General features: G+C 67.0%; 30 protein-coding genes. 18 read left to right on the forward strand and 12 right to left on the reverse strand.

Annotated elements, in window-relative coordinates; translation table 11 throughout:
- Nucleotides 1-62: 62 nt before the first annotated feature.
- The 3 genes from AC6HZP_RS18370 to AC6HZP_RS18380 all read left to right on the forward strand — a co-directional run bounded on the left by AC6HZP_RS18370 (nucleotide 63) and on the right by AC6HZP_RS18380 (nucleotide 4,924).
- The gene (locus tag AC6HZP_RS18370; RefSeq protein WP_201400452.1) at nucleotides 63-581 is read left to right on the forward strand and encodes a DUF992 domain-containing protein; all 519 of its coding nucleotides are present in this window, start codon (nucleotides 63-65) and stop codon (nucleotides 579-581) included.
- Between the two features lie 229 nt (nucleotides 582-810).
- On the forward strand, nucleotides 811-2,874 hold the full coding sequence (locus AC6HZP_RS18375; RefSeq protein ID WP_497524016.1) for an elongation factor G: 2,064 nt from the start codon (nucleotides 811-813) through the stop codon (nucleotides 2,872-2,874).
- Nucleotides 2,875-3,028: 154 nt separating this feature from the next.
- A complete protein-coding gene (locus AC6HZP_RS18380; RefSeq protein ID WP_497524017.1) occupies nucleotides 3,029-4,924 on the forward strand; it encodes a diguanylate cyclase domain-containing protein in 1,896 nt (631 codons plus the stop codon).
- Here AC6HZP_RS18380 and AC6HZP_RS18385 read toward each other — a convergent pair.
- Complete coding sequence (locus AC6HZP_RS18385; RefSeq protein WP_497524018.1) at nucleotides 4,838-6,331, reverse strand: MFS transporter; 1,494 nt, start codon at nucleotides 6,329-6,331, stop codon at nucleotides 4,838-4,840. The genes AC6HZP_RS18380 and AC6HZP_RS18385 overlap by 87 nt on opposite strands.
- 634 nt (nucleotides 6,332-6,965) lie before the next feature.
- Here AC6HZP_RS18385 and AC6HZP_RS18390 point away from each other — a divergent pair.
- The 5 genes from AC6HZP_RS18390 (at nucleotide 6,966) to AC6HZP_RS18410 (ending at nucleotide 12,199) form a co-directional block, all read left to right on the forward strand.
- Nucleotides 6,966-7,772, forward strand: coding sequence for a DUF1194 domain-containing protein (locus AC6HZP_RS18390; protein ID WP_497524019.1), 807 nt, complete (start codon nucleotides 6,966-6,968; stop codon nucleotides 7,770-7,772).
- A 108-nt stretch (nucleotides 7,773-7,880) separates the two neighbouring features.
- A complete protein-coding gene (locus AC6HZP_RS18395; protein WP_497524020.1) occupies nucleotides 7,881-9,116 on the forward strand; it encodes a lytic murein transglycosylase in 1,236 nt (411 codons plus the stop codon).
- 296 nt (nucleotides 9,117-9,412) lie between these two features.
- Nucleotides 9,413-9,895, forward strand: a complete 483-nt coding sequence (locus AC6HZP_RS18400; RefSeq protein WP_497524021.1) for a YaiI/YqxD family protein — start codon at nucleotides 9,413-9,415, stop codon at nucleotides 9,893-9,895.
- A gap of 167 nt (nucleotides 9,896-10,062) precedes the next feature.
- The gene (locus AC6HZP_RS18405) at nucleotides 10,063-10,890 is read left to right on the forward strand and encodes a lytic murein transglycosylase (protein WP_497524022.1); all 828 of its coding nucleotides are present in this window, start codon (nucleotides 10,063-10,065) and stop codon (nucleotides 10,888-10,890) included.
- A 67-nt stretch (nucleotides 10,891-10,957) separates the two neighbouring features.
- Nucleotides 10,958-12,199 (forward strand): TIGR03862 family flavoprotein, encoded by a 1,242-nt coding sequence (locus tag AC6HZP_RS18410; protein WP_497524023.1) that lies wholly within the window; start codon nucleotides 10,958-10,960, stop codon nucleotides 12,197-12,199.
- A 66-nt stretch (nucleotides 12,200-12,265) separates the two neighbouring features.
- On the opposite strand, the gene AC6HZP_RS18415 is transcribed toward AC6HZP_RS18410, so the two are convergent.
- The 3 genes from AC6HZP_RS18415 to AC6HZP_RS18425 form a co-directional block, all read right to left on the reverse strand.
- Nucleotides 12,266-12,625 carry a winged helix-turn-helix domain-containing protein gene (locus tag AC6HZP_RS18415; protein ID WP_497524024.1) on the reverse strand — a complete coding sequence of 120 codons (360 nt, stop codon included), beginning with the start codon at nucleotides 12,623-12,625 and terminating at the stop codon, nucleotides 12,266-12,268.
- Between the two features lie 392 nt (nucleotides 12,626-13,017).
- On the reverse strand, nucleotides 13,018-14,013 hold the full coding sequence (locus tag AC6HZP_RS18420) for an ABC transporter permease (protein WP_497524025.1): 996 nt from the start codon (nucleotides 14,011-14,013) through the stop codon (nucleotides 13,018-13,020).
- A 34-nt stretch (nucleotides 14,014-14,047) separates the two neighbouring features.
- Nucleotides 14,048-14,788: an ATP-binding cassette domain-containing protein gene (locus AC6HZP_RS18425; RefSeq protein ID WP_497524026.1), complete on the reverse strand. Its 741-nt coding sequence runs from the start codon at nucleotides 14,786-14,788 to the stop codon at nucleotides 14,048-14,050.
- Nucleotides 14,789-15,260: 472 nt separating this feature from the next.
- On the opposite strand from AC6HZP_RS18425, the gene AC6HZP_RS18430 reads away from it, so the two are divergent.
- The 3 genes from AC6HZP_RS18430 (at nucleotide 15,261) to AC6HZP_RS18440 (ending at nucleotide 17,161) form a co-directional block, all read left to right on the forward strand.
- The gene (locus tag AC6HZP_RS18430) at nucleotides 15,261-16,250 is read left to right on the forward strand and encodes a substrate-binding domain-containing protein (protein ID WP_497524027.1); all 990 of its coding nucleotides are present in this window, start codon (nucleotides 15,261-15,263) and stop codon (nucleotides 16,248-16,250) included.
- A 171-nt stretch (nucleotides 16,251-16,421) separates the two neighbouring features.
- The gene (locus tag AC6HZP_RS18435) at nucleotides 16,422-16,679 is read left to right on the forward strand and encodes a hypothetical protein (protein ID WP_201400464.1); all 258 of its coding nucleotides are present in this window, start codon (nucleotides 16,422-16,424) and stop codon (nucleotides 16,677-16,679) included.
- Between the two features lie 158 nt (nucleotides 16,680-16,837).
- Nucleotides 16,838-17,161, forward strand: a complete 324-nt coding sequence (locus tag AC6HZP_RS18440) for a GYD domain-containing protein (RefSeq protein ID WP_201400465.1) — start codon at nucleotides 16,838-16,840, stop codon at nucleotides 17,159-17,161.
- A 235-nt stretch (nucleotides 17,162-17,396) separates the two neighbouring features.
- Here the strand turns inward: AC6HZP_RS18440 and AC6HZP_RS18445 are convergent, their stop codons facing one another.
- On the reverse strand, nucleotides 17,397-17,558 hold the full coding sequence (locus AC6HZP_RS18445) for a hypothetical protein (protein WP_497524028.1): 162 nt from the start codon (nucleotides 17,556-17,558) through the stop codon (nucleotides 17,397-17,399).
- A 121-nt stretch (nucleotides 17,559-17,679) separates the two neighbouring features.
- Between AC6HZP_RS18445 and arfB the strand changes: the two genes are divergently transcribed.
- Entirely contained in the window at nucleotides 17,680-18,099 is a 420-nt protein-coding gene (arfB, locus tag AC6HZP_RS18450; protein ID WP_201400467.1) for an alternative ribosome rescue aminoacyl-tRNA hydrolase ArfB, read from the forward strand.
- Between the two features lie 81 nt (nucleotides 18,100-18,180).
- The gene (locus tag AC6HZP_RS18455) at nucleotides 18,181-18,435 is read left to right on the forward strand and encodes a GlsB/YeaQ/YmgE family stress response membrane protein (protein WP_201400468.1); all 255 of its coding nucleotides are present in this window, start codon (nucleotides 18,181-18,183) and stop codon (nucleotides 18,433-18,435) included.
- Nucleotides 18,436-18,472: 37 nt separating this feature from the next.
- On the opposite strand, the gene AC6HZP_RS18460 is transcribed toward AC6HZP_RS18455, so the two are convergent.
- Nucleotides 18,473-18,712, reverse strand: a complete 240-nt coding sequence (locus tag AC6HZP_RS18460; RefSeq protein WP_201400469.1) for a YgaP-like transmembrane domain — start codon at nucleotides 18,710-18,712, stop codon at nucleotides 18,473-18,475.
- 83 nt (nucleotides 18,713-18,795) lie between these two features.
- Here AC6HZP_RS18460 and AC6HZP_RS18465 point away from each other — a divergent pair, with 83 nt between their 5' ends.
- Together AC6HZP_RS18465 and AC6HZP_RS18470 are read left to right on the forward strand one after the other, a co-directional pair.
- The gene (locus AC6HZP_RS18465) at nucleotides 18,796-19,587 is read left to right on the forward strand and encodes a DUF72 domain-containing protein (RefSeq protein WP_497524029.1); all 792 of its coding nucleotides are present in this window, start codon (nucleotides 18,796-18,798) and stop codon (nucleotides 19,585-19,587) included.
- Nucleotides 19,588-19,789: 202 nt separating this feature from the next.
- On the forward strand, nucleotides 19,790-20,170 hold the full coding sequence (locus AC6HZP_RS18470; RefSeq protein WP_371813043.1) for a septal ring lytic transglycosylase RlpA family protein: 381 nt from the start codon (nucleotides 19,790-19,792) through the stop codon (nucleotides 20,168-20,170).
- A 75-nt stretch (nucleotides 20,171-20,245) separates the two neighbouring features.
- Here AC6HZP_RS18470 and modC read toward each other — a convergent pair whose 3' ends face one another.
- The 5 genes from modC to modA form a co-directional block, all read right to left on the reverse strand.
- Nucleotides 20,246-21,313 carry a molybdenum ABC transporter ATP-binding protein gene (gene modC, locus AC6HZP_RS18475; protein WP_497524030.1) on the reverse strand — a complete coding sequence of 356 codons (1,068 nt, stop codon included), beginning with the start codon at nucleotides 21,311-21,313 and terminating at the stop codon, nucleotides 20,246-20,248.
- Entirely contained in the window at nucleotides 21,310-22,005 is a 696-nt protein-coding gene (gene modB, locus AC6HZP_RS18480; protein ID WP_201400473.1) for a molybdate ABC transporter permease subunit, read from the reverse strand. Before modB ends, modC begins: the two co-directional genes overlap by 4 nt.
- 61 nt (nucleotides 22,006-22,066) lie before the next feature.
- Complete coding sequence (locus AC6HZP_RS18485) at nucleotides 22,067-22,567, reverse strand: hypothetical protein (RefSeq protein WP_497524031.1); 501 nt, start codon at nucleotides 22,565-22,567, stop codon at nucleotides 22,067-22,069.
- A 3-nt stretch (nucleotides 22,568-22,570) separates the two neighbouring features.
- The gene (locus tag AC6HZP_RS18490) at nucleotides 22,571-22,777 is read right to left on the reverse strand and encodes a TOBE domain-containing protein (protein WP_497524032.1); all 207 of its coding nucleotides are present in this window, start codon (nucleotides 22,775-22,777) and stop codon (nucleotides 22,571-22,573) included.
- 11 nt (nucleotides 22,778-22,788) lie between these two features.
- On the reverse strand, nucleotides 22,789-23,592 hold the full coding sequence (gene modA, locus AC6HZP_RS18495; protein WP_201400476.1) for a molybdate ABC transporter substrate-binding protein: 804 nt from the start codon (nucleotides 23,590-23,592) through the stop codon (nucleotides 22,789-22,791).
- 155 nt (nucleotides 23,593-23,747) lie between these two features.
- On the opposite strand from modA, the gene AC6HZP_RS18500 reads away from it, so the two are divergent.
- The 3 genes from AC6HZP_RS18500 (at nucleotide 23,748) to AC6HZP_RS18510 (ending at nucleotide 24,963) form a co-directional block, all read left to right on the forward strand.
- Nucleotides 23,748-24,377, forward strand: a complete 630-nt coding sequence (locus AC6HZP_RS18500; RefSeq protein ID WP_497524033.1) for a glutathione S-transferase family protein — start codon at nucleotides 23,748-23,750, stop codon at nucleotides 24,375-24,377.
- A gap of 197 nt (nucleotides 24,378-24,574) precedes the next feature.
- Entirely contained in the window at nucleotides 24,575-24,817 is a 243-nt protein-coding gene (locus AC6HZP_RS18505; protein ID WP_497524034.1) for a hypothetical protein, read from the forward strand.
- Nucleotides 24,818-24,819: 2 nt separating this feature from the next.
- The gene (locus AC6HZP_RS18510) at nucleotides 24,820-24,963 is read left to right on the forward strand and encodes a hypothetical protein (protein ID WP_497524035.1); all 144 of its coding nucleotides are present in this window, start codon (nucleotides 24,820-24,822) and stop codon (nucleotides 24,961-24,963) included.
- Here the strand turns inward: AC6HZP_RS18510 and AC6HZP_RS18515 are convergent.
- Complete coding sequence (locus tag AC6HZP_RS18515; protein WP_201400480.1) at nucleotides 24,944-25,297, reverse strand: DMT family protein; 354 nt, start codon at nucleotides 25,295-25,297, stop codon at nucleotides 24,944-24,946. The two genes, AC6HZP_RS18510 and AC6HZP_RS18515, sit on opposite strands and share 20 nt — an antisense overlap.
- Nucleotides 25,298-25,327: the final 30 nt, after the last annotated feature.

The following is a 25,327-nucleotide window of genomic DNA, read 5'->3' on the forward strand; positions in this document are numbered from 1 at the left end:
CCCCCGGACGGCGTCTGGCAGCGGTGACGCTGCTCGGCGTAACATGAAAGGAACAATTCATTATGTCCAAGTTTGTTTCCATCAAGCGCGTTGCGGCAGCTGTGGCGATGACCCTCGCCGGTCTCGGCGTCGCCAAAGCCGCCGACCTGACCACGGCGCCGGTTTACGAAGACGGCCGCAACGGCGTCCGCATCGGCACGCTCACCTGCGACATCAATTCCGGCCTCGGCTACATCATCGGCTCGGCCAAGGAAGTCGCCTGCACCTTCGCTCCGTATGGCGGCGGCTCCGAGCAGTATATCGGCAACATCAAGAAGCTCGGCGTCGACCTCGGCTGGACCAAGCAGGGTCGCCTAGTCTGGGCCGTGTTCGCCCCGACGGCCGGCTATCACCGCGGCTCGCTCGGCGGCCTCTATCTCGGCGCGACGGCGGAAGCGACCGTTGTCGGCGGCGTCGGCGCCAACGTCCTGTTCGGCGGCACCCGCGGCTCGATCGCCCTGCAGCCGATCAGCGTGACCGGCCAGGTCGGCCTCAACGTCGCCGCCGGCGGCGCTGCCCTGCTGCTCGACCCGGTCAACTAAGAAGCATAGCGGTCCCGCCGCCCTCAAGCGGGCGGGATCGCTCGGATTTTCATCCCCCGGGATGACGAGGCCCGCGCCGACCGGCGCGGGCCTTTCGCATTTCCGCTTCCGCGCCTTGCCACATCCGCCTTTCCCTGAGACGATCGACTGGCGGGCCGGATCTCTGGCTCCGGTTCACGCATCCAAGACATGAGAATGATCAAAGAACATTTCATGAACGGAGGAAGCGATGACGAACCAGAACGGAGGTGGTGTCGGCAGAAGTGCCGGCCCCAAGGCAATCGCCCTGGTCGGACCCTTCGGCAGCGGCAAGACGACCCTGATGGAAGCGATGCTGGCGCGCACCGGCGCGATCCATAAGCAGGGCATCGTCGGCGACGGCAGCGCAGTCGGCGACAGCGCCCCGGAAGCCCGCGCCCACGCCATGAGCGTCGAGCTCAACGTCGCCGAGACCAGCTTCATGGACGAGCGGATTACCCTGCTCGACTGCCCCGGCTCGGTCGAATTCAGCCATGAGGCGGAAGCCGTTCTGGACGCCGTCGACTGCGCCATCGTCGTCGCCGAGCCGGACGAGAAGAAGATGGGCGCGCTGCAGCTGATCCTGAAGCGGCTCGAGGCGCGCGGCATTCCGCGCATCCTGTTCCTGAACAAGATCGACAAGAGCGACAAGGGCGTGCGCGAGACGCTGGAGCTGCTCCAGCCGGCGAGCGCCGTACCCCTGCTCCTCCGCCACATCCCGATCCGCCAGCACGACGTCGTCACCGGTTTCGTCGACCTCGCCCTGGAGCGCGCCTTCGTCTACCGCGAATATGCGCCGAGCGAGCTGATCGACATGACGGACGAGATCCGCGTGGCCGAGGCGCGAGAGCGATACGCGCTCCTGGAAAAACTCGCCGACTATGACGACGCGCTGATGGAGGAGCTGCTCGAGGACGTCGAGCCGTCGCGCGAGCACGTGCTCGCCGATCTCGTCGCCGACATGCGGGCCGGCCTCGTCTGCCCGGTGCTGATCGGCTCGGCGCTGCATGCGCATGGCATCGGGCGCCTGCTGAAGGCGATCCGGCACGAAGTCCCGGATATCGCCGCGACGGCGGAGCGGCTTGGCCTGCCGGAAGGCAACGAGACCGTCCTTCAGGTCATGAAGACGCTCCACACCGGGCATGCCGGCAAGCTCTCCGTCGCGCGGGTGCTGCGCGGCACGATTGCCGACGGCGTCGAGTTGGTCGGCCCCGAGGGCTCCGTCGGCCGGGTATCGGGCTTGCTGCGCCTGCTTGGCCCGCAGGCCTCGAAGCGCGAGCCGGCCTCGGCTGGCGAAGTCGTCGGCCTCGGCAAGCTCGACGGCGCGGCGACGGGCATGACGCTGGCGACGGGCAAGCAGCCGCCGGTCCAGCTGGCGCCGCTCGCAACCCCGGAGCCGGTGATCGCGCTCGCTGTCCAGCCGGGCGAGCGCAAGGACGAGACGAAGCTCTCGGCCGCCCTCGGCCGGCTCGCCGAGGAGAACCCGTCGCTGGTCATCAGCCAGGACGCGGAGACCAGCGAGATCCGGATCGGCGGCCAGGGCGAAATGCACCTGCGCGTGGCGATCGAGCGTCTCGCGGCGCGCTACGGGCTGAAGGTCGAGACCCGGCCACCCACAATCCCGTATCGCGAGACCATACGCGGCGAGGCGTCGGTGCGCGGCCGGCACAAGAAGCAGTCCGGCGGCCACGGCCAGTTCGGCGACTGCGTGCTGCAGATCCGGCCGCAGCGACGCGGCGAAGGGTTCCTGTTCGAGGACGAGATCACCGGCGGCGTCGTGCCGCGCAACTACATCCCTGCGATCGAGGCCGGCGTGCAGGACGTCCTGCAGAAGGGACCGCTCGGCTTCCCGGTCGTCGATGTGGCGGTCAAGCTGACCGACGGCTCCTATCACGCGGTCGATTCCTCCGACCAGGCCTTCCGCACGGCGGCGCAGATCGGCATGCGCGAGGCGCTGGAAGCCTGCACGCCGGTGCTCCTCGAGCCGGTGCTGCACGTCTCCGTCTCGGTGCCATCGGAAGCGAGTTCCCGCGTCAACATGATGGTGACGCAGCGCCGCGGCCAGTTGCTCGGGTTCGACGCCAAGCCGGAGTGGCCCGGCTGGGACGTCGTCGAGGCCGAGATCCCGGAATCCGAAATGCGCGGCCTGATCGTCGAGCTTCGGTCGGCGACGGCCGGCGTCGGCACCTATTCGAGCCGTTTCGACCATCTGGCGGAGCTCAGCGGCCGGCTGGCGGAACAGGTTTCGGTCAAGAAAGGCACCCGCGCGGCCTGATTTCGGCCGCTTCGTTCGGGGGGCCGATGGCTCCCCGAACCCCGCCCAAATACCCGCACAGGCTGTATTCGTTAAATTTGATCGCTCTTCTTCGCTCTTCCTCAATGCTTTGCTGCGATAGCTAACGAAGAAGCGACAATCAGGACAACCTGTGGTGCATCGACTTCCTCTTCCGCTGGTCTCGTTCGTGTCCGGCTGCGTACTCTTCGCGGTGGCGGCCCGGACCGGCTTGTGGCTCATGCAGATCGCGGAGAACGCCCCGGCCTTCTGGCCGGTCAACGGCCTGCTCGTGGCGCTGATCCTGTCGCTCGGCCTCAGCCAGGCCGGCTGGGTGCTCGCCGGCGCGGCCGTCGGCGGCGTGCTGCTGCAGACGGTCGTCGGCGCCGGGGCGATGGGCCTCGCCCTGACCGCCTCGGACCTCCTCGAGGTCGTCTTCGTCGTCTATGCGGCGCAGCGGCTGCGCCTGCCGGGCTCCGGCCTCGAAAGCATCTTCAACGTTACCGTCCTCGTCGCCATCCTCTCCACCGGCGCGATCTTGAGCGCGCTCTCCGCCTCCGCCACGCTCGCCTGGTATCGGGACGTTCCGATCGGCGACAGCTTCCCGGTCCTCTGGCGTCTCAACGCGGCCAGCGCCGCGATCATCCTGGCGCCGTTCTTCGCCTGGGTGAAACCGGGCCGCGTGGATCAGTTCCGGCGGGCCTTGCGGCGAAGCGAATGGCCGCTCGTCCTGGAATTCCTCGCCATCGTCGCGGTGGCGGCCGGCGGCATCCTCGTGATGCGCGACACTGGCGTGTCGATGATCAGCTTCTTCACCGCGCCGCTGCTCTGGTGCGCGATCCGTTTCGGACCGCCGGCGACCGCGACGCTCGGCTCGGCGATTTCACTCGGCATCATCCTGCTGATCGTCGCCGGCGAATGGCCGCGCGCCTACAACAACACGTCGATCGCCTGGCAGCTGCAGCGCACGGAGCTTGCGCTCAGCCTGAACGCCATCCCGCCGCTCTTCGTCGCCGCCGCGCTCGCCGGCCTGCGCAAGGCGGCGCGCGACCTCAAGCGGAGCCAGGAGCGGCTGCGCTATGCGCTCGCGGGTTCCGGCGAGGGCGTCTGGGACTGGAACATCAACACCGACGAGACCTATTTCAGCGACGGCTGGTATTCGATCCTCGGCTATCAGCGGCACGAGCTCAAGGAAGTGGTCGACACCTGGGCGGCGCTGCGCCATCCCGACGATACTCCGGAGACCGCCCGTCGCCTGAACGACCACCTCGAGGGTCGATCCCCCCGCTACAGCGTCGAACAGCGCCTGCGCCATCGGGACGGGCACTGGGTCTGGGTGCTCGATCGCGGCGGCGTCGTGGAGCGCGACGCGGAGGGCAACCCGACGCGCGCCGTCGGCACGCTGCTCGACATCTCGCGCCGGCGCGCCCGCCAGGAGGAGCTCGACCGCCGCGCCCATCACGACGCCCTGACCGGCCTCGCCAACCGCGCCTCGCTGACGGAGAGCTTCCAGCGCTGGAACGAGGAGAAGCGCAGCTTCTGCTTCGTCCTGATCGATCTCGACGACTTCAAGCCGATCAACGACCTCTACGGCCACCAGTTCGGCGACCATGCGCTGCTCGCCATCGCCGATCGCCTGCGCGCCTGCCTCGGCAAGCGCGACATCGCCGCCCGTATCGGCGGCGACGAGTTCGCGCTCTTGATCGAGTCGCGGCTCGGCGAGGCGGAACAGACGGCACAGCGGCTGATCGCCCGCATCTCCGAGCCGATCGGCTTCGCCGACGCCGTCGTCTCGACGGGCGCCAGCATCGGCATCGCGCAGGTGGCCGGTGGCAACCCCGATTTCGAAGGCGCCTATCGCCGGGCCGACATCGCCCTTTACGACGCCAAGGCATCCGGCGGATCGAGCTATCGCATCGCGGACCAGCAGCAGCGCGCCGACCATCCGCGGGGCGACCAGGCCGTCTCAGCCCTGCTTGCGGTCGCCGGTGTAGAGCCAGCCGACGACGCCTGCCAGGATCGCGAAAACGCCGCAGAGCACGGTAGCGGCTGAAAAGCCGGCGATCGTCGCGCGCGCCCAGAGCGCCGCGGCCTCGGCGGGATCGACGCCGGTGAGCCGCTCCAGATTGCCGCCGAAGCCGGCGACGCGGACCATGGCCGCCGTCTCCGTTCCGGCCGTGGCCAGCACGCGCTCGAAACCGAAGCTGACGGCCGCGCCAAGGCTCGCGACGGCGAGAAGGCCGGCGACGCGCGCCACGGCATTGTTGATGCCCGACGCGGCGCCGCGCCGCTCGTCCGGCGCGGCGTTCATCACGGCCGTCGAGAGCGGCGCCACGGTGATGCCCATGCCGAGCCCCATCAAAAGCATCGTCGGCACCACCGCGATCCAGAAGCCGCCCTGCGCGACGGCCGGCGCCAGCAGCAGGAAGCCGATGCCGGTCAGGATCGGCCCAACGGTCAGGCAGGGCCGCACGCCGACCTTGTCGGCCAGCCCGCCGCCAAAGCGCGACACCACCGCCATCACGATGACGAAGGGCAGGAAGACGGATCCGGCCAGCGCCGCCTTGTAGTGGTGCGCCTGAATCAGCGCCGTCGGCAGGAAGAACAGCGCTCCGGCCAAGGCGAAATAGAGCAGCAGCGTCAGGACATTGACGCCGGCGAACATGCGGCTCCTGAAGAGGTCAAGCGGCATCATCGGCGACGGTGTCCGGGCCTCGTAGAACACGAAGCCGGCCAGCACCAGCGCGCCCACCAGCGTCAGCCCCGCCGCAACCTCGAACTGGAAGCCGGACTCGGTACCGAGCCGCGTCAACCCGTAGGTCAGCAGCCCGAGGCCAAGGACGGCGAGCACGCCGCCCGTCCAGTCCATCCGCACGGCGGCGGTCGGGTTGTCGGCCGGCACCTTGGCACGGCAGAGCAGCCAGGCGGCGACCGCGATCGGGACATTCATCAGGAACAGCGCCCGCCAGGAGCCGAGATCCACCAGCGCGCCGCCGAGGATCGGGCCGATCGCCGGAGCGATCGACGAGGCGGCGGCCCAGGTGCCGATCGCCCGCCCGCGCATGGCGGCGGGATAGTGCTGCGTGATGAGCGCGAGCGAGCCCGGCACCATCATCGCCCCGCCGATCCCCTGGATGGCGCGCGCCAGGATCAGGCTCTCGGGCGACCAGGCCAGCCCGCAGGCCGCCGAGGCGACACCGAACAAGACGATCCCGAGCATGAAGACCCGACGCAGCCCATAGGCATCGCCGGCGGCGCCGCCGAGCAGCGTGAAAGCGGCCAGCGTCAGCGTGTAGGCGTTCGCCGTCCATTGCGCCTCGGCAAAGCTGGCGTCGAGATTGGCGCGGATCGCCGGCAGGCCGACCGTGACAATCGATCCGTCCATAAATGCCATGCCGGAGGCGAGGATGGTGGCGAGAAGGACATAGCCCCGCCCATCCGCGACGGCGTTATCCGACATGGTCCTGCCCGCCTCGCCCAACCCTGCCTCCCTGGCAAATGGTTTCCCACTCTATCCGACATTCGCGCCGGCGGCTCGGGGGCCGTGTTGAGTGCCGACGAATTGATCCGCAAGCGGCCCGACGCGGCCCTCCCCGCGCTTGAGACGAGGCCGTCGCGCCCTAGGCTTCCACTAGGGTCCGTACTCGATTGGGAACGAGGCAGCGCTTGACAGAAACCGGGTCAGTTCCAGGAGATGACGGCGACGTTGGGCCTCCCCCAACGAGCCGGCAGCGACGCCGAAATGGCCCGGTTTCCGTCAAGCCCTTCGGGTTGGGCGAAAATCGTGCGCTGGTGCGTCGCCGATCCGCGCCGATGGATAGCCATCGGCTGTGGTCGGCTCCTGCCCGCGCGCGATTTTGGCCCAACGCTGCCCCATTCCCAATCGAGTACGGACCCTGGGCGGGACCGGAGCCGAACTCGGTGGAGCCACATCCAATCCAGACAACGACAGACAAGCCAGCAAACGGCGGCCAGCGCTGCCGGCGCCATCGGCCCGAACGCCCCGGGGCAAACCGCCCTTCCACGCCGATCCATCTCGGGACCACGTCGACGACGTTGCCCGGCAGAGGTCGGCCCGCGAACGGAGACGCGACATGCCGCACGCTCGAACCCTTCTGGCCGCAGCCGTCTTTTCAGCCCTGGCTCCAGGGCTCGCCCGTGCCAAGGACCTGCCCGTCGATCTGGAGCTGGTCCTCGCCGTCGACGTGTCGCGGTCGATGGATGCGGAAGAGCAGGAACTGCAGCGGCAGGGCTACATCGCCGCGCTGCGCCATCCCGACGTGATCGCCGCCATCCAGTCCGGTCCGCTCGGCCGGATCGCCATCACCTATTACGAATGGTCCGGCGCCAATTCGCAGCGGATCATCGTGCCGTGGAGCGTGATCGAGGACGGCGAAGGCGCCGACGCGGTCGCGGAGCGGATCAGCCCCGGCGAGGTCTATGGCCGCTACGGAACCTCGATTTCCAGCAGCCTCCTGTTCGGCGCCGCCCTGTTCGAGCACAACGGATTTGCGGGCGCCCGTCGGACGATCGACATCTCCGGCGACGGCCCCAACAATATGGGCCCGCCGGTCACCCCGATCCGCGACGCCGTCGTGGCGCGCGGCATCACCATCAACGGCCTCGCGATCACGCTGCGCGAACCGCGCCAGAACGGGTCCGCCGCCTTCGATATCGACAATCTCGATCTCTACTACCGCGATTGCGTCGTCGGCGGCGTCGGCGCCTTCATGGTGGCAGTCACGTCTGTCGGGCAGTTCGAGGAGGCGATCCGGCGCAAGCTGGTCACCGAAATCGCCGACAAGGGCCCGGCCATCCTGCCCGTCGCCGACCAGCGGGAGGTGCCGCAGGCCGATTGCCTGGTGGGTGAATCGATCGGCAGTCCGAAGCTCTCGCGCTGACGGGAACCCGCGCCGCCAGGCCGGCCGCGGCAGCGAAACGGTTGCGCGAAGCGCCTGCCTTCGCCAAGGTGCGGTCTGTTTCCAACCCTTGGCGAGGCGATCGAACCCGTGCGCATCCTGCTCAGTCTTCTTCTGCTTCTCGTCGCGGCGCTGCCGGCAACCGCCCAGACGGCAGCCCAGGCCAAGGTCGAGAAGCAGTTCCAGAGCTGGCTGGCGACGACGGTTCGCGCCGATGCCGGCGCCCGTGGCGTCTCGGCCCGCACGCTCGACAGCGCGCTCTCGGGACTGACGCTCGACTGGTCGCTGCCCGATCTCGCCCCGCCCGGCTTCCCGAAGAAGCGCGAGGAGCCGCAGCGCCAGGCCGAATTCTCCGGCCCGGCCCGCTATTTCAGCGAGGCGAAGGTGGCGGCGCTGGCGAATGGCGGACAGTCGCTGCTCGCCAAGTGGTCGAAGACGCTCGCCAAGATCGAGAAGACCTATGGCGTCCCCGCCTCGATCGTCGTCGCGGTCTGGGGCCGTGAATCCGGCTTCGGCACCGCGAAGCTGCCCTACCCCGCCATCCGGGCGCTCGCGACCGAAGCCTTCATGGGCGCGCGCAAGGCGAACTTCTATCCCGAGTTCCTCGCCGCGCTGCAGATCCTCGAAGGCGACCATATCCCGCTTGCGGACATGCGCAGCTCCTGGGCCGGCGCCCTCGGCCAGCCGCAGTTCCTGCCCTCCAAATATCTGACGCTGGCAGTCGATTTCGACGGCGACGGCAAGCGCGACATCTGGAACTCCGTTCCCGACAGCCTCGCCTCGATCGCCAACTATCTGCGCCAGAACGGCTGGCAGCCGGGCGTCGGCTGGGGCGTCGAGGTGGTCGTGCCGGCGAATGTCTCCTGCAGCCTCGAAGGGCCCGAGCAGGGCAAGCCGCTCGCGGTCTGGGAGAAGATGGGCATTCGCCCGGTCGGCGGCGGCAAGCTCGCCGGGCGTACGCCCGAGCGCATCGGCCACCTGCTGATGCCGGCCGGGCGGCATGGCCCCGCCTTCATCGTCTCGTCCAATTTCTACGTGCTGAAGAGCTACAACGAGTCCGATCTCTATGCGCTTTTCATCGGCCACCTGGCCGACCGGCTGCGCGGCGCGGGCCCGCTCAGCGCCGCCTGGGGCGACGTCGGCGGCTTCCAGCGCTCGGATGTGCGCGCCATGCAGGAACGGCTGGTGAAGCGCGGCGCCGATGTCGGCAAGGTCGACGGGCTCGTCGGCTTCAAGACCCGGATTTCGATCGGCGCATGGGAGGAAGCGAACGGCCGGCAGGCCACCTGCTTCCCGGATGCCGGGCTGCTGCAGGCGATCCGCTGAGCGGCGACAACCCCGGCGCGACTGATGCAGAAACAGCGCGCCGCTGCGGAAGCTGACGTCGGGGACTACCGAATCGAGCCGAACAGGACTAGGTTAAGGGCGTCATCAACAATCGAAAGGAGGTGGTCTAGTGTCTCATTGTCTTTCACCGCGTATGTCGGCTGCAATGGTCCGGATCTCTGCCTTCGTAGGGGTTTGTGCCGCGTGACCGGCTTTCCTCCGGCTACGTGCCGGGTCGCGGTCTGACAATGGAAGGGTCGCCTCAAGGGCGGCCCTTCTTCCTTTCTGAGTATCGAATGTCCAACTCCCCCGAACCCCGCCCGATCGAGATCTATGTCGACGCCGACGCCTGCCCGGTGAAGGCCGAGATCTACAAGGTCGCCGAGCGGCACCGCCTCAAGGTGCATGTCGTCGCCAACACGCCGATCAGCATTCCGCGCGAACCCTGGATCGAGCGCGTCATCGTGCCGAGCGGCCTGAACGTCGCCGACGACTGGATCGCCGAGCGGGTCGGCCGTGGCGACATCGTCATCACGGCCGACATTCCCTTGGCCGACCGCTGCATCAAGGCCGGCGCCGATGTCATCGGCTCGAACGGCAAGCCCTTCACGGAAGCCTCGATCGGCAATGTGCTGGCGACCCGCAATCTGATGGAAGATCTGCGCTCGGCCGGCGCGATCACCGGCGGCCCGCGTCCGTTCTCGCCCAGGGACCGTTCCGCCTTCCTGTCGGCGCTCGATCTCGCCATCGTCCGCCTGAAACGCGCCGGTTTCGGCTGAAAGCAGCAACGATTGCCGTGAATTTGGACAGGTTGCCGCGCGAATGAGACGATGGTCGCATCGAATCAGTTCTTCAACCGCTAGGTAACCATCGCCGGCTTAGGATATCGGTGCGCGTGCCCCCTTTTGCGCCGTCCCCGGCCGTTCCGACAAGACAAAGGCTCACTATGAAGATCTCGAAACTCCGCCTGCCGGCTCTCGCTCTCTCCGTCGCGCTCGTGGTTGGCCTGGGACAGGCCGAGGCCGCCAGCTGCGGCAAGGACCCGGCGCAGTTCGGCGCCTGGTTGCAGGACTTCAAGGCCGAGGCCATCTCGGCCGGCATCTCGCGCTCCACTGTCGAGCAGTCGTTTGCCGGCGTCACCTACGACCCGCGCGTCATCAAGCTCGACCGCAACCAGAAGCATTTCAGCCAGCCCTTCGAAGTCTATTCGAAGCGCGTCGTTTCGCCCGGCCGCGTCGCCAAGGGCAAGAAGCTGATGCAGCAGTACAAGGGCCCGCTCGACCGGATCGAGCAGCAGTTCGGCGTTCCCGCGCCGATCCTGATCGCGATCTGGGGCATGGAGACCGATTTCGGCGCCGGCAGCGGCAACATGTCGACCATCCGCTCGCTCGCGACCCTCGCCTTCGACTGCCGCCGCACCGACTTCTTCCAGGATCAGCTGATGGCGGCGCTGAAGATCGTCCAGCGTGGCGACCTGTCGCCGGCGCAGATGAAGGGCGGCTGGGCCGGCGAAATCGGCCAGACCCAGTTCCTGCCGACGTCCTATGTCCGCTTCGCCGTCGACTTCGACCGCAACGGCCACGCGGATCTGCGCAACAGCCCGATCGACGTGCTCGCTTCGACCGCCAATTACCTCAAGGGTTACGGCTGGCAGCGCGGCGGCTCGTGGGAGGAAGGCTCGCACAATTTCGGCGTGCTGCGCGAGTGGAACAAGGCCGGCGTCTACGCCAAGAGCGCCGCGCTCTTCGCCGACAAGCTGGTCGGCAAGCGCTAATCAGCGCGGGGCCCTTCGACATTAGGGGACTTGCGATCGCCGCGGTTTCGAACGACAAACCGCGGCGATGTCCGAAGCAACCTCCCCCCAAATCCGTTCCGTCGCCATCGTCGGCGCCGGCCCCGCGGGCCTGATCGCCGCCGAGACGCTCGCCGCCGCCGGCGTCCGCGTCACGGTGCATGACCGCATGCCGTCGGTCGGCCGCAAATTGCTGATGGCCGGCCGCGGCGGCCTCAATCTCACCCATAGCGAGCCGATCGAGAGCTTCCTGCGCCGCTACGGCGCGGCGTCGCCCCGCCTCGCCGCCGCGATCGAGGCGTTCCCGCCATCGGCGCTTCGGGCGTGGGCGGAAGGGCTCGGCGAGCCCACCTTCGTCGGCTCCAGCGGCCGCGTGTTTCCGACCTCGCTCAAGGCCTCGCCGCTGCTGCGCGCCTGGCTGCGCCGGCTCGGCGAGCAGGGCGTGCAATTTTCGCTGCGCGACAACTGGAAGGGTTTTGGCGATCCCGGCGAACTGCGGTTCGGCAGGCCCGACGGCGAAACGGCGGTCCAGGCCGACGCCACGCTGCTGGCGCTCGGCGGCGCCAGCTGGCCCCGGCTCGGCTCGAACGGCGCCTGGTCCGACATCCTCTGGGAGAAAGGCGTCGACGTCACGCCACTGCGTCCGGCCAATGGCGGCTTCCGGACCGGCTGGTCGGAGCTCTTCCGCTCCCGCTTCGCCGGCACGCCGCTGAAGACGATCGCCGTCCACTTCCAGGACATCACCCTGCGCGGCGAAGCGATGGTGACGGGCTACGGCCTCGAGGGCGGCCTCATCTATGCGCTTTCGGCAAGGCTTCGCGAGGCGATCGCCGCCGAGGGTTCGGCCACGATCACACTCGACCTCGCGCCCGGCCGCGGCGCTTCCGAACTGGCGGCGCGGATCGCCGGCCAGAAGCCCGGCCAGTCGATGTCGAACCTCCTGCGAAAGGCCGCCCATCTTGCGCCGGTCGCGATCAACCTTTTGCGCGAAGGTGGCGACGGCGCCCTGCCCCGCGATCCCGAAGCGCTCGCGGCGCGGATCAAGGCGCTGCCGCTCAAGCTGACCGGCACCGAAGGCCTCGAGCGGGCCATCTCGACCGCCGGTGGCGTCGCCTGGGACGGCATCGACGACGATTTCATGCTGAAGGCGCTGCCCGGCGTCTTCGTCGCCGGCGAGATGATCGACTGGGAAGCGCCGACCGGCGGCTATCTGCTGCAGGCCTGCTTCGCCACCGGCATCGCCGCCGCGCGGGGCATTCTGGCCCACCTCGACAAGACGCCGCCGCTCTGAACGTCTTCGAGCGAAGGGAATGCCGGTTCGAGAAGAAGCGACCCAACTAGTCGCTGGAGCCCGCGATCACTCGCGCATCAATCCGCGCAGTTCCGCGACACCGGCGGCGATGACGGCGTTCGCCTCGCTCTCCATGGCGCGGTAGCGCTCGAGAACAAGTCGCCCCGTATCGGTCAGCCGGGCGCTGCCGCCGCCGCCCGTGCCGCCCTTCTCGGTCTCGACGAGGGCAGCCTGAAACGCCGTGTTCATCTCGCGCACAAGGGTCCAGACCCGCTTCGGGCTCATGGAGAGCCGCGATCCCGCCGCCGCCAGCGAGCCGGTATCCCGGATCGCCTGCAAAAGATCCGCCTTGCCGGGGCCGAGCGCGAAGCCCGCCTTCAGGACAAGACGGAAACGAAGGCCCTCGGTCTGGTTAGGAAGTTTCATACGGTTTTCGAGATTTGACGGGATGGGTGCGCATTGTTGCGCATGCCGAGCCCATCGGTCGAGAGGCTGTCCTGACTTCTCACCTCTCCCCAAGGAGACCTTCGCGCAACACCGCCTTCATCGCACTGAACGGGCCTTGCCACCCTCCGCCGTCATCCCGGCGAAGGCCGGGATCCAGACACACCGGCCTATGGCCGACAGGCTGAGCCAAGCTTCCTTGGCCGGTGTTCATGGGCCCCGGCCTCCGCCGGGGCGACGGTGCCCTGTCCATCGGCCGTGACTGCATGGCGACTTCGGTGTTCTGCAAAGATCACCCTGAGGGAGGGGTGAAAGAAGACGCTGCCCCAGAGAAAAACCGGGCGCCGCAAGCCGCGGCGCCCGGTGGTCAAAAATCAATCCGACTGGCGGAAGCTGCGGATGCGGTCGAAGGCGACGGCGATGACGATGAAGCTGCCGACGAACGCGCCCTGCCAGAAGGTCGAGATGCCGAGCAGGATCAGGCTGTTGCGGATCACCTCGATCAGCGCCGCGCCGACCACGGCGCCGAACGCCGTGCCGGTGCCGCCGGCCAGATTCGCGCCGCCGATGACGGTCGCCGCGATCACGGTCAGCTCCATGCCGGTGCCGAGATTGGTCGTCACGCTGCCGAGCCAGCCGGTCATCAGCACGCCGGCGATACCGGCCGTCAACGCCGAGATGACATAGACGCCGACCTTGATGCGCTTGACCGGGACGCCCGTCAGGATCGCCGCCTGCTCGTTGCCGCCGATGGCGAAGATGTGCCGGCCCCAGCCGGTCCAGCGGAAGACGAAGCCGGCGATCAGCGCCATGATGGCGAGCACGATCAGCGGATTGGCGATGCCGAAGGTGGTGCCGCCGCCCAGCTGCAGCAGCAGCGCCTGATCGGGACCGAACTGGTAGACCATCTTGTTGTTGGACAGCACCAGCGCCATGCTTCGGGCGACCGACAGCATGCCGAGCGTCACCACGAAAGGTGGCATGCCGACATAGGCGATCAGCACGCCGTTGACGACGCCGACGATGATCGCCGAGACCAGCGCCGCGGCGATGCCCACGCCGAGCGGATAGCCGGCGCTCATCACCAGGCCGGTGACGATCGCCGACAGGCAGAGCGTCGAACCGACCGAAAGATCGATGCCGCCGGAAATGATGACCACGGTCATGCCGATGGCGACGATGCCGACGAAGGCGAAGTTGCGCGTCACGTTGAAGAGATTGTTCCTCGTCGCGAACGTGTCGGTCAGAACGGTCAGCGCGATGCAGGCGAGAACGGCCGCGACGAAGACCCAGAATGTCTGACGGGAAAGCAGCCAGCTCAGCGTGCTGTGCGTCTGGCGGTTGATGGTGTCGTCGAGCGAAACAGCCATGATGTAACGTCCTTTCTCTTCGTTTCGCTCGATGTCAGGCGCGCTCGAGCGCGCCGGTGATCAAGGCCGTCACTTCTTCCGGCGAGCTGCGGGCGATGTCCTTGTCGGCCACCTTGGTGCCGCGACGCAGAACGACGATCTTGTCGCAGACGGAGAAGACGTCCGGCATGCGGTGGCTGATCAGGATCACGGCGATGCCCTGGTCGCGCAGCCGGCGGATGAGGTTGAGCACCTCGGCCACCTGGCGCACGCTGATCGCCGCCGTCGGCTCGTCCATCAGCACGATCTTCGAATCGGACAGGCGCGTCCGCGCGATCGCCACCGCCTGGCGCTGGCCGCCGGACATCTGCTTGACGAGATCGCGCGGCCGCGTCTCCGACTTCAGCTCCTTGAAGAGCTCGCCGGCGCGCTTGTACATCGTCGCATAGTCGAGGATGCGCAGCGGCCAGACCCCGCGCCGGAGCTCGCGGCCCAGGAACACGTTGGCGGCGGCGGTCAGATTGTTGCAGAGCGCGAGGTCCTGGTAGACGACCTCGATGCCGCTCTCGCGCGCCTCGACCGGCTTGTGGAAGTGCACCTCGCGGTCCTGCACCCGGATCGTGCCATGCGAGGGCGGAAAGTTGCCGGCGATGATCTTCACCAGCGTCGACTTGCCGGCGCCATTGTCGCCCATCAGGCCGACCACGGCACCCGGCTCGATCGAGAGCGAGACGTCGTTCAGGGCCTGAATCGCCCCGAAATGCTTAGAAATACCTTTGAGTTCCAGGACGGTCATCCCGGCGCTCCTCCCTGCCACGCGGACCGTTGATCGGCCCGTCGTCCCCCTTGTCCCGGAATGGCGACGCCGCCCCGGCTCCTGATTTTACCCATATTGGCGCGTTGCACCGGCGTCAACCGGAGCGCCGGACAAATAGACTAGGCATCCCGTAGAGGTAGCAAAATACCCATGCATACGGCATGTCATACGCGCATCAACGATCAGACCAGCCTCAAATAACGCAATGGATATCATATTCTTATGAAGCCGAATTGCGACGCACAATATTTCCATTGCGTTGCGTCATTGGCGAATGAATGGATTAACCGCATTGACTTTGTTCGATTTCGGAATTTAGTTGGTTGTGCCCCTGTCGAAAGGCAGCCTCAGGCTTGTCGCGCGTTCACCGGGAACACCCGGGAACGTACGAAGAGCGGCCGAAGGCGGCGCGACCGGCGGCAAGCCGCTTTGAATGTCTCGGGAGGAGACCATGAAGAAAGCTTTGGCAATACTTTCGTTTGCCACCACCGCGCTGGCGCTGACGATCGGCGCGGCGAAGGCCGAGGACAAGACGCTGGCGATCGTCGTGAAGGGCCTCGACAACCCCTTCTTCGAAGAGATCAACAAGGGCTGCCAGAAGTGGAACGCCGAGAACAAGGGCAAGGGATATACTTGCCTCTATACTGGCCCGGCCTCCAGCAACGATGAAGCCGGCGAAGTCCAGATCGTCGACGATCTGCTGACCAAGGGCGTCGCCGCCATCGCCATCTCGCCGTCCAACGCCCCGGCCATGGCCAACCTTCTGAAGCAGCGCGCCCCGACGATCCCGGTGATGACGGTCGACGCCGACCTGAACGCCGAGGATTCCGCGCTTCGCAAGGCCTATCTCGGCACCGACAACTACCTGATGGGCGTCAAGATGGGCGAAGAGCTGCAGAAGCTGAAGAAGGGCGGCACCGTCTGCCTTCAGCTCGGCAACGTCGCCGCGGCCAACATCGCCGCCCGCGCCGCGGGCGTGCGCGACACGCTCTCCGGCGCCAAGGGCACCGACAAGCTGACGGGCCAGAACGGCTGGACGGAACCGGCGGGCTGCCCGCTGTTCACCAACGACCAGTCGGACCTCGCCAACCAGCAGATGAGCGACACCTTCACCGCCAATCCGAAGCTCGACGCCTTCGTGCTCGTCGGCGGCTGGGCCCAGTTCGCCCCGCAGGCCTATGCGCAGGTCACCGACGGCGTCATGGACCGCCTGAAGAGCAAGGACCTCGTCATCATCGCTGGCGACACGCTGCCGCCGCAGATCGACGCCCTCAAGGCCGGCCGCAGCCATGCGCAGATCGGCCAGCGTCCGTTCGAGATGGGCTACAAGGCTCCCGACGCCATGATCAAGCTGATCAACGGCGAGAAGGTTGACGAGATCCTGTTCACGGGCCTCGACACCTGCCTGCCCGACAACGTCGACAACTGCCTGGCCAAGTAAAGGCCGAGGTAGCGGACCCGGCAAATCAGGTTGCCGATCGGATCCTGGAAAACGGCAAGGGGCGCTTCGGCGCCCCTTCGCATTTTCGCCACGCACGCCGAAACGTGCATTGCCGCCCCGACGGCTTTATACCGGACCGGGGACTCATTTCGAGACGAGGATATCCAAACGATGCGCCGCACGATCCTGGCTCTTTCGCTGCTTCTGGCCGCCACGCCGGCTTTCGCCTGCACGGAAGACGAGCTGCAGCAGAAATCCATATCGCTAGCCGAGCTGGTCAAGGCGATCACCACCAAGGATCCGGCCAAGGCGGACGCCTGGCGCGGCAAGCAGATCGACGTCGATCGCGTTGCCGAGCGGACGACAAACATCGACGAGATCTGCGCCGCCTATGACAAGGCGATCGCCGAGGCAAAGGCCGACAAGTAAGGCGCAGGGTCCGTACGGGCCCGGCCGAACTTCCCTTACGTCACCTTCAGGTTCATTGTGAGTCGCCGCCCCGCCGATCCGCCGGATCAGGCCGGGCGGTCTGGTGCGCGCCAAAGGCGCGAGCTGCGCTGACGCGCGCGCCCCGAAGGGAGCTCGCCATGGCCTATTACCTGCTGCAGGTCTCCTATTCCTCGAACGCCGTGAAGGCGATGGTCGCCAATCCGCAGAACCGCGAAGACGCGGCCCGAAAGGCGGTCGAATCGCTCGGCGGCTCGCTGAAGGCGTTCTATTTCGCGCTCGGCGAATTCGACGTCGCGCTGATCGCGGAGTTCCCGGACAACAAGTCGGCGGCGGCGCTGTCGCTGGCGATCGGCTCCTCCGGCAGCCTCTCCAAGATCCGGACCACGGTGTTGATGACGACAGCCGAAGGCATGGAATCGATGCGCTCGGCCAAGGCGGCGAAATATTCTCCGCCAGCCTGAGCATTCAGCATCGGGAAAGCGGCCGCTCGGCAGGGATGCGGCCCGCCCCCTCCCAGAACAGAACGCCTCCGTCTCGAGGGCCCGCCTGGAAACAGGAAGCGGCCAAGCCTCGGCAGCGACCGTCATGCGCGGTGTATAAGGAAGGCTCGCCCCAGATACGCCCACGGCCGACCCACAGCACCTCGGTGCCGGCGAACGGTTCAGCGACCGCCTGACAGGATCAGGCCGGACCGAATCAGCGCAACCGCAGCAGCGCCGGATAGGCTACCGGCGGCCCACCCGCGAGCGAGAAGGCGGTCACGGTGGAACCGGAAAAACTGACGGCGCCGGCCTTGTTGGCCAGCAGAAAACCGGCGACGACGACGAGCGTCACAGCTAGTCCAAACTGGAGATTCATCGATACCCCCGTCATTGGATACCCCCGATTTGCAAAGTGATTCTAGCATAACTGTTGCCGGATTGCGACATGCTCCCGAAATCCGCGCGGCCGTGCTATTCCGGGCGCGGGGAAAACGAGCATGATCCGCATCAATGACGACATCGCCCTCGACGAAAGCGAAATCGAGGAAAGCTTCATCCGCGCCTCCGGGCCGGGCGGGCAAAACGTGAACAAGGTGTCGAGCGCGGTGCAGCTGCGCTTCGACGCCAGGCGATCGCGCGCGCTGCCCGACGCGGTCGCCGTGCGGCTGATGCGGCTCGCCGGCTCGAAATTGACACAGGACGGCGTGATCGTGATCACGGCGCAGCGCTTTCGCGATCAGGCCCGCAACCGCGCCGACGCGCTGGAGCGTCTGGTCGCGCTGATCCAGGAGGCGGTGCCGCCGCCAACGCCGCGTCGCGCCACCCGTCCGACACTCGCCTCGAAGAAGCGGCGGCTGGAGGGCAAGACCCGGCGCTCCGGCGTCAAGGCCATGCGCGGCAACGTCAAGATCGATTAGCTCTCGCCAAATCAGCCCAAGCCGTGCAACATTTTGTCGCGGCTGAATCGGTGGGGGCCGATATCACGGGGAGCAGACATCATGGGCATTATCTGGACGATCATCATCGGCTTCGTCGCCGGTGTCGTTGCGAAGTTCATTACCCCGGGCAGCAATGAGCCGAGCGGCTTCATTCTGACCGTCATCCTCGGCATCGCGGGTGCGTTCCTGGCGACCTGGATCGGGCAGGCCATCGGCTGGTACGGCCCCAACGACCAGGCAGGCTTCATCGGCGCCATCGTCGGCGCGGTGGTCGTTCTGCTGATCTGGGGCGCGATCGTCCGCAAGCGCGCCTGACCGGCGCGCTTCCTCTCCAGATGCCAGGACGGTGGCCTCAGCGGCCACGGCCCTCATAGTGGCAATGATCGCGGACGGCCTCCGTGATCGGACAGTGCCCGGTCGCGCCTCGATAGGCCAGGTAGGACCCGGTCCCCAACGCCAACAGGGACAGGAGCCGGTTGGGCCTTGGCTTCAGCGCGGCCGCGGCCAATATCAGTCCGGCGACCACGGAAACCACGCGACCCTCGGTCGAGATTTCCGGAACAACGACGGGTGGTTTGGCCCGAAACATCATCGATTTCTCCCATTGCTGACGACAGTGAACGCGCAAGCGTCGTCCGCGTTCCAATCGGAACGAGCAGACAGGAGCCACACACCATGATCGGCATCGGCATCGGGGGATGGACGTTCGAGCCGTGGCGGGACAATTTCTACCCCGCCGGGCTGCCGCAGAAGCGCGAACTGGAATATGCGGCGTCGAAACTGACCTCGATCGAGGTCAACGGCACCTATTACGGCTCGCAGAAGCCGGAGAGCTTCCGCAAATGGGCCGACGAGACGCCGGATGAGTTCGTCTTCGCGCTGAAGGGTCCACGCTTCGCCACCAACCGCCGCGTCCTGGCGGAGGCCGGCGAGTCGATCGACCGCTTCTTCGCCAGCGGCGTCACCGAACTCGGCGCGAAGCTCGGTCCGATCAACTGGCAGTTCATGGCGACCAAGAAATTCGACGCCGAGGACTTTGAGGGCTTCCTCAAGCTTCTGCCGGAGAGCGTCGACGGCAAGACGATCCGTCACGCCGTCGAGGTCCGGCATCCGAGCTTCCAGACGCCCGATTTCATCCAGCTCGCCCGCCGGCATGGCGTCGCGGTGGTTGTCGCCGATTCCGACGACTTTCCCCAGATTGCGGACCCGACAGCCGGATTCGTCTATGCCCGCCTGCAAAATGCGTCCGAGGCAGAAAAAAACGGCTATCCCGACTCCGCTCTGGAGGATTGGCGCGGGCGTGTCGAGACATGGGCGGCTGGCGATATGCCTGCCGATCTTCCCCTCCTCGCCGAGGCGCCGAAGGAACGCGGCAAGCGCGACGTTTTCCTCTACATGATCAACGGCTTCAAGCCCAAGGCGCCGTTCGCCGCCATGTCGCTGATCTCGCGACTCAACGCCGGCTGAGTCTGACCCTGAGTCACATTCGATAGCCGGCGCAGGAACCGATTGCACCCGGTTGCGTTGAGTTTGTGAACAATCGCACGCCCAAATCTCGCCTTTTTCCGCTGTTGGATAAACAGCCAACGAAACTTGTTTCCCGTTTTAGGTGCAAACCGCGTCAGCGAGCGCGAAAACCATGAGATCAAGCGTGCAGGTTCAATTGCGTATCGCGGCCGTTACGGCTGCTCTTGTGGCCGCCGGTGCGGCCCTCTCCTTCGGGAGCCTGCCGGCGGAAGCCGGCACTCAGTGCGGCCGAGCTTCCTGGTACGCGCTCGGCGGAAAGACCGCCAACGGTGAGCGCAACAATCCCAACGCCATGACGGCGGCGCACCGCAACCTGCCCTTCGGCACCCGCGTCCGGGTCGAGAACCTCAAGAACGGCAAATATGTCGTTGTCCGCATCAACGACCGCGGCCCCTTCACCGGCGGCCGGGTGATCGACGTTTCCCGCGCTGCCGCGCAGCAGCTCGGCATGGTCAAGACCGGCACCGCCAAGGTGCGGCTGGTCGTCGATGGCGCCGCCGTGAAGAGCGCCTGCCCGGCCTGATTCCCGCAGCCTTCCCTTCGCGTCCCCTCGCCATCGGCGGGAAGCGACGCCTCCCCTCTCCCTGAAAATCCGGATCTATGTCCCGTCGAGCGCCACGGCCTTTACCAGCGCCGTGACGGCGAGGCCGGCCTTGAGATCGAGATCGCGCACCGCGTCGCGCGTCACGCGTGCGAGCATCGGCTCGCCGCCGACATCGAGCCGGACGCCGACATCGGGCGACGGCTCGCTACCGATTTCGACGATGCGCGCGGCCAGCCGGTTGCGGACCGAGAGCCGCCCCGGCTCGCCGACGGCCAGCGTCACGTCGCGGGCGCGAATGCGGATGCGCAGCCGCGTGCCGATCGCGGCATCGACATGGGGAACCACCAGCGGTCCGGCCGGATGGTCGAGCCGCGTGACGCCGTCGGCCGGATCCTGCGCGACGACGACGGCCTCGAGCACCGCGCCGGCCTCCCAATCTCCCACCGCGCCCAGATGCGCGAACACTTCGCCGACCGGCCCCAGCGCCGCGACGCGTCCGCCATCGATCAGCGCGACCGTGTCGGCGAGCCTGGCGACCTCCTCGACGGAATGGCTGACATAGACGATCGGCAGACGCTTGGCGTCGCGAAGCCGCTCGATATAGGGCAGGATCTCGGCCTTGCGCTCGCGATCGAGAGCGGCGAGCGGCTCGTCCATCAGCAGGCAATCCGGGCTCGCCAGCAGCGCGCGGCCGATGGCGACGCGCTGCTTCTCGCCGCCCGAGAGATCGCGCGGCATGCGCGCCAGCAAGCCGCCGATGCCGAGCAGCTCGACGACCTCGTCGAGCCCGCCCCAGCGCCGCGCGCGCGGGGTCAGCCAGCGGCCATAGAGCAGGTTAGAGCGGACGGAGAGATGCGGGAAGAGCCGCCCCTCCTGAAAGACATAGCCGATGCGCCGCTTGCCCGGCGGCACGAAGACGGAGCGCTCGGTATCGACGAGCGTGCGGCCGTCGAGGACGATGCTGCCGCGATCCGGCCGGGCGAGGCCGGCGATCTGGTTGACGAGCGAGGTCTTGCCCGATCCGGAGCGGCCGAACAGCGCCGTGACGCCGGGTCCCGTCTGAAGCTCGATATCGAGCGTGAAATTCCCTAGCAGCTTGCGCACGGAAACGGAGAGCGTCATCCGACCGTCCCCCGCGCCACGCGCCGCGCCAGGAACTCGGAGAGCACGAGGGCGGCCAGCGAGATGGCGATCGAGATCACCGTCAGCCGCAGCGCCGCCGCGTCGCCGTCCGGCGTCTGGATCAGCGCGTAGATCGCCGAGGGCACGGTCTGGGTCTCGCCCGGAATGTTGGAGACGAAGGTGATGGTGGCGCCGAACTCGCCGAGCGCGCGGGCGAAGGAGAGCACCAGCCCGGCCAGGATACCGGGCAGCGCCAGCGGCAATGTCACGGTCAGGAAGACGACCATCCGCCCGGCGCCCAGCGTCGAGGCGGCCTGCTCGAGCTTGCGATCGATGCTTTCGATCGAAAGGCGGATGGCGCGCACCATCAGCGGAAAACCCATCACGCCGCAGGCGAGCGCCGCGCCGGTCCAGCGGAAGGCGAAGACGAGGCCGAAGGTCTGCTCGAAGAAAGCGCCGAGCGGCCCCCGGCGGCCAAAGGCGAGCAGCAGCAGATAGCCGGTCACGACCGGCGGCATCACCAGCGGCAAATGCACGAGGCCATCGAGCAGGGTGCGGCCATAGAAGCGCCCGCGCGCCAGGATGAAGGCGATGGCGATACCGAAGGGCAGGCTGACCAGCATGGCCACCGACGAGACCTTCAGGCTCAGGCCGATGGCGGTCAGTTCCTCGGGCGACAGAAAGCTGCTCATCGGTCGGCCGGGCCGAGGGTCGGCAGGCTGGCCGCCCGGGCCAGGGCGCGGAGGAAACGGATCATTTCACCTCGATGCGGACGACGTCGCGGACGCTGCGGCCGCCATGGGCGTCGCCGGGCACCAGAAGCCGCAAGCGGGACGGTGACAGGGGCGGTTCGCCGCCCGCATAGGCGAGCAGCGCCGCCTTGCCGGCATAATGCGGGTCCAGCTCGCCGATCGACAGCGAAACGGCATAGCCGTCGCGGCCGGTAACGAGCAGCGTATGGCGGAGCGCCGTGTTCTTGCCGGGCTCGTTCACCAGCCCCGCCTTCTCGATCAGCGACCAGAGCAGCGCGCCGGTATAGTGACCGGTCTCGCGGCCCTTGCCGGTTTCGAAATCGACATCGATGGCTGTCGCCGGCACGGAGCGGAGCGTCGCCTCCGAAAGGACGAGGCTCTGACGGACGGCGCCGTCGAGCACGGCCGCCTCCTCCGCATGCAGCGGGGATCCCGCGCCGGCCAGGACGGCCAGCGCGAGAAGAGCGCCGCGCAGCGGCTTCAGGAGGCCGGGCTCAGCCAAGGACTACTTGCCGATCATGACGTCGGAGGCCTTGATCACCGCCGTCGCCTTGTCGCCCACCTTGAGCGCGAGGTCGTCGACCGCCTTATTGGTGATCGACGAGGTGATGATGTGGCCGTGGCCAATGTCGATCTTCACCCGGGCCGTCGTCTGGCCCTTCTCGACGGCCGTGATCGTGCCTTCGAGCTGGTTGCGCGCACTGAGCTTCATTCTGGCTATCCCTATTTTGCGAGAATGGTGAACCCCTGCCCCTCGAAGCTCGGGCGAGCCTCCGGCGAGATCAGCCATTCGAGAAACGCCTTCGCGTCGGCATTGTTCGACGCGGCGATGCGGGCGACAGGGTAGACGATCGGGGGATGGCTGTCCTCCGGGAAGGTCCCGACGACCTTGACGCCGGCCTCGGCATGGGCGTCGGTGCCGTAGACGATGCCGAGCGGGGCCTCGCCCTTGGCGACGAAGGCGAGCGCGCCACGGACATTGTCCGCCTGCGCGACATGCGGCTGGACCGCGTCCCAGACGCCGAGCGCCGTCAGCGCCGCCTTGCCGTATTTGCCGGCCGGCACGGAATCGATGCTGGCCATGGCGAGCTTGCCGTCAGAGCCGAGGGCGGCGGCGATCGGAAAATCCTTGGCGATGGTCAGGTCGACGGTCGCGTCCTTCGGCGCCACCAGCACCAGCGTATTGCCGAGCAGGGTGACGCGCGACGAGGCGTCGATCAGGTCCTTCTTGGCGAGATAGTCCATCCAGTCGAGATCGGCGGAGAAGAAGATGTCGGCCGGCGCGCCGGATTCGATCTGCTTGGCGAGCTGCGACGAGCCGGCATAGCTGATGGCGAGCTCCTTGCCGGTCTTCTCCTTGTAGGCGGCCGCGGCGCCGTCGAGCGCATTCTTCAGGCTGGCGGCGGCGAAGACGGTGACGTCGGCGGCCTGCGCCGTCGATGCGGCCAGCGGTCCGACGAACGGGGTGGCCAGAACAGCCAGGGCGCCGAGCAGGACAAGTCCGCGCCGGAAACGGTTGATCGACATAGTGCTCTCCTCAATGGGCTCGACATTTCTGCATGGAAATGTCGGTCGATCAACGCCCGGACTCATCGATTTCGCTGAGCCTTCGAGCACGAATTGGAATTGGACGGAGCGGCATCGCCGCGACTAGCCTTGGCGAGCGGCAACAGGGAATCATCATGACGGCTCTCTACACGCTCTATTCGATGCAGTTCTCGGGCAATTGCTACAAGGCGCGCCTCGCCATGCATGAACTCGACCTTCAGTTCCGGATCGTCGACTTCGTGAAGGGCGACGGCCAGACGACGAGCCCGGAATTCCTGGCGATCAATCCGAATGCCCAGGTGCCGCTGCTGGTGCTGCCGGACGGAAGGCCGCTCGCCGAATCGAACGCGATCCTCCTGCACCTCGCCGAGGGAAGCGCGCTGATCCCCGCCGACCGCTACGACCGGGCGCTCTGCTATCAGTGGCTGTTCTTCGAGCAATACAGCCACGAGCCCGTCATCGCCGTCGCGCGCAACTGGCTCACCTACATCCCGGGCGGCCGCGAGACGATGGCGCACCGGATCGACGAATGGCAGCGGAAGGGCAACCATGTGCTGTCGGTGATGGAGGACTGGCTCAACAAGCACGCCTTCTTCGCCGGCGAGACCTTCTCGATCGCCGATATCGCGCTCTATGCCTATACGCATGTCGCCGAGGAAGCGGACTATGATCTCGGCCGTTATCCGGCGATCCGGGACTGGCTGGCGCGGGTCGCGGCGCGGCCGCGGCACGTTCCGCTCGACTGGAGACCTGACGTAACGTGACCCCGGTCACAGACAGGATCGCCGGGGAGGCCTAACAAGCCGGGATTCATGAAGGATTAACCGTAAGGCAAACTTCTCAATTTCGACATGATATCTGTCGTGCAGAGCCACAATCCATCCGGACCATCGCCGCAGTCGAGGGTCTTTATGGTGGCGTGGGACGGGGAAGACCGCAGATAGATCGACGGGATACGATGATGAGCACGCAGAAGAGCACCAGGCCGGCACGGCCCCGCCGCGAAACCGCGACGCGCGGCGCCTTCTATATCTGGATGGCTGCCTACGCCGCCGCGCTCGTCGCCATCGTGTCCGTGCACGAATTCAGCGGCCGCCCCGCCGAAACGCCGGCCCCGGAACAGCAGGCGACGCATGGGGCGACCCACGGCGACATTCTGCTCGGCCCGCTCGTGCCGGTCGTCCAGGCCGACGTGGACGGCTGAGCATGCGCAACCGCCCTGCCCTCTCGTCGCAGCGCGTGCATGTCCGGCGGCCGCAGGCCGCCGGCGAACGCCGCCGCCATCACGACGACAGCTTCGAGATCGAGCAGTTCTGGCTGGCGGCCCCACTCAAAACTTGTGAAAAATGAAGGCCGCGCCGCCGGCGATCATCGCGAAGCCGACCAGGTGGTTCCAGCCGAGCGGCTCCTTCAGATAGAGCCATGAGAACAGCGCGAAGACGACGAGGGTGATCACCTCCTGCATCGTCTTCAGCTGCGCCGCCGAATAGACGCCGTGGCCGATCCGGTTCGCCGGCACCGCCAGGCAATACTCGAACAGCGCGATGAACCAGCTGATCAGGATCACCTTGACCAGCAGGGTGTTCGGATACTTCAGGTGCCAGTACCACGCCGACGTCATGAAGACGTTGGAGATGACGAGCAGAATGACCGGCGCAATCGCTGGCGAGAGCAGGTTCGGCATGGGGGGACCTTGGCTGGGGATGGCGGCGCG

The organism is Kaistia sp. SLG-1 (assembly GCF_059699055.1).